Below are 3171 nucleotides of genomic sequence, written 5' to 3' on the forward strand. Positions count from 1 at the left end.
CAGCAGGTCGATGTCGAGGCTCAACCCCCGCAGCGAGTAGAACCCGTTCCGGAGGATCGGCGGGCCGGCGACCGCGACCGCCAGCAGGTACGCGACGGACGCCCCGGTGACGACGTACGGGCCGAGGAAGCCAATCCCACCCAGCGTCACCAAGGTCGGGTCGAGTCCGGGGAGCAGCCACTCCAAGGCGGGCCCGACCGCGAGGAGGACGCCGCCGACCGCGGTGCCGATCGCTCGGGGGCTGGTGAACAGATCGTCGGCGACGCCGTCCGACTCCGCGTCGGCGACCGCGTAGCCGGCGCGTTCGACGGCCGCCGTCAGCGCCTCGACGTCCGTGCGCTCCGGGTCGTACGTGAGGACGACGACGCCCGTCGTCGGTCGCGTGTCGACCGAGAGGACGCCCTCGCGGTCGAGCGCGCCCTCGACTTTCCCCGCGCACGACGAGCAGTCCATGTCCGGCACTGAGAGCCGGAGTTCCGTCCCGTCGGGGCGGTCGGACCCCCCGCCGGACGGTTCGGTCGGCCCGTCATCGGGACCGGTCGGTTCGCGTGAGTCGCTCATTACCCGATCGTACCCGGCGGAGCGTTATTAATCCGACTGCCATCTCCGAGAGCCTATTTATAAATAGTTATTAAAAATTAAACTGAGAGTAGCAATTTTCAGCGAGTATTTATACACGGCATTCTCGGCCACTACTCACCCGTTTTCCGGTCGGCGCGCGCCTCCGAGCGCCCTTTTAGGGCGCGAGTAGCGAGGGACCGAAGGTCCCTCGGACAGCCGGCGGCTTCGCCGCCGGCGAGAGCGCCGCGCGAGGGAGTCGCTGGCGGTCGGAGCGAAGCGAAGACCGCCAGCGACGAGGCTGGGGAGGTGAGAGGTGTGGTGCGGGGCGGGACTCGAAGGGGCAGCCGCGAGGCGGGCAGAGGCGAAGTAAGCACCGCAGCGAGGGAGCGAAGCGACCGAGCGAGGAGCACAGCGAGCGTCTGCCCGCCTCGCGGCTGGGGCTTCGGCGGTCTCGGTTACGGAGCCGCTCTCACTGAAGGGGGTCACGTACAGCCTCGCGACTGGGGCTTCGGCGGTCATGTCGATCGGCGATGTATCAGCAGCAGTGAAAAACTAAAACGCGGATGTTGCTGGACCGTGATCGGCCAGTACGTCGCCGTCCTAAGCGCTCTCGACCGCGTCCAGCACAGCCTCGTAGTCCGGCTCGTTCGTGGGGTCGTCGGCGACCCAGTCGTAGACGATCTCGCCGTCGTCGTCGATCACGAACACCGCCCGGTTGGCGATCCCGTGAAGCCCTAGGTCGGCGATATCGATTTCGAGGCCGTACGCCCGGATGGCGTCGCCGGCCATGTCGCTCACGAGGTCGAACTCGATCCCGTGCTCCTCGCGGAACGCGCCCTGCGAGAACGGCGAGTCGGCACTGATCCCGAACAGCGTCGCGCCCGCGTCCGCGAACGCGTCGGCGCGCTCCTGGAACGCGATCATCTCGTTCGTACACGGCGGCGTGAACGCGCCGGGGAAGAAGGCCAGGACGACCGGCCCGTCGCCGATCTCCTCGTCGAGGTCGAACGGTTCGTGGTCGCTCGTGCCGACCGTCGCGGTGAACGTGGGTGCGGCGTCGCCTGTGGATACCATCGACCGATCGTACGTCCGATTCGGGCAAAAGGCTTGTCTCACCCCCGCTCGGTTCTGGTGTCGACTGTGAACCGAGCTCGCCCGTTCCCGGGCTACTCCCGGTCGAGGTACTCCTGTTGGACCGCGACGATCTCCGCGGAGTCCTCGCAGTCGGCGTACCGACGGAGCGGTTCGTCGTTGAGTTCGAGGAACGTCTCGCCCCACGTGAACTTCGAGAGGATCCGCTCGGCGTGGTCGCGCTCGCCGAGGAGTATCAGCGCGGCCGCGAACGCCTCGACGGTCGTGAGCTTCATCGGCCGCCCGAAGTTCACGGGGTTGGCGGCGACGAGGTACGGCAGCGCGCGGTGTTCGCCCGGCAGCGAGAACATCTTCTCGCCGGCGGACTCCCACGAGCAGTCGAGCGCGACGAGGGCGTTCTCGCGGGCGCGCTCGGCGTCCGCCGGCGAGAGCGCGCGCTCGGCGTGGGGGTTTAACACGACGCCGTACGGCGTGGCGCGGTCGGAGCGATGAAGCTCCGCGAGGTCGAAGCGCGCGAGCTTCCGCGCCGTACACTTGTCGGGGTCGTCGTCGCCCTCGTACCGGACGTGTAAGTCCACGGTACGCCATTAGCCGAGCCGGTTATAAGGCGTACGAACGGAGCCAGCGGAAGCCGACGAAAAAACGGGCGGAGCCGCCGTCCGCGCCCGATCACGGGGCGCGCGTCTGCGTCACGATACGGTCGCGTTCGTCGTCTTCCGAGGGGACGCGCGTTCGCGTCTCGATCAGGTCCGATTCCTCTTCGGTCGGTGTGTCACTCATCGCAGGCGTCAGTCGGTCTTCGCCACGGAAAACGGCTTGGCTAAAACAATCAGTATTCGCCTTATATTCTATTACTTGACCAAAATAATGCGGATTACACAAGTGAACGTACACCGATTACCCAGTTCTACTGCTGAAAAAACGGATTCAACTGATGGCAGTCAGTCCCGATCGGTCTGGATCACACCCCCGATACCGTCAAACCGGCCCGGTACCGGCGGGGTTTTTCATCGTCGCGGCGCAGGTGATCGCATGGAGCTGTTCGCGGTTCCGGACCTCCCGGAGATCCGGGAGGGAGACGACCTGGCGGCCATGATCGACGAGCGCGTCGACCTCCGCGCGGACGACGTGGTCGTCGTCGCCAGCACGGTCGTCTCGAAGGCCGAGGGGCGCGTCTTCGACCTCGACGACTTCCCGGCCGGGTCGCGCGCGAACGAGGTCGCCGACCGCCTCGCGGAGGTCTCCGGCGAGGAGAAGGACCCCCGGTTCGCGCAGGCGGTCATCGAGGAGTCGACGGAGCTGATCATGGACGCCCCGTTCCTCCTCACCGCGACGCGGTTCGGCCACATCGGCGTCAACGCCGGAATCGACCGGTCGAACGTTCCCGACGGCGACCTGCTTCTGCTCCCAGAACGCCCCTCCGAGAGCGCCGACCGGATCCGGGAGGGGCTCGCGGCCGACCGCGTCGTCGTCAGCGACACCTGCGGCCGGCCCTTCCGCCACGGCCAGCGCGGGGTC

General features: G+C 67.2%; 4 protein-coding genes. 1 reads left to right on the top strand and 3 read right to left on the bottom strand.

Annotated elements, in window-relative coordinates:
* From BN903_RS02880 to BN903_RS02890, 3 genes are all read right to left on the bottom strand, one after another.
* On the bottom strand, positions 1–561 hold a 561-nt coding region (locus tag BN903_RS02880; RefSeq protein WP_048076295.1), incomplete at its 3' end, for a cation transporter.
* Between the two features lie 600 nt (positions 562–1161).
* Positions 1162–1635, bottom strand: a complete 474-nt coding sequence (locus tag BN903_RS02885; protein WP_048076296.1) for a redoxin domain-containing protein — start codon at positions 1633–1635, stop codon at positions 1162–1164.
* Between the two features lie 92 nt (positions 1636–1727).
* Complete coding sequence (locus BN903_RS02890; RefSeq protein ID WP_048076297.1) at positions 1728–2231, bottom strand: DUF367 family protein; 504 nt, start codon at positions 2229–2231, stop codon at positions 1728–1730.
* A gap of 454 nt (positions 2232–2685) precedes the next feature.
* Here BN903_RS02890 and BN903_RS02895 point away from each other — a divergent pair.
* Positions 2686–3171: coenzyme F420-0:L-glutamate ligase (locus BN903_RS02895; RefSeq protein WP_048076298.1), on the top strand; the 486-nt coding region annotated here is incomplete at its 3' end.

The sequence above is a fragment of the Halorubrum sp. AJ67 genome (assembly GCF_000513435.1).

What these genes read in the sequence shown, in the direction of transcription:
- BN903_RS02885 (WP_048076296.1), bottom strand. Translation starts at nt 1,635, where the DNA reads ATGGTATCCACAGGCGACGCCGCACCCACGTTCACCGCGACGGTCGGC.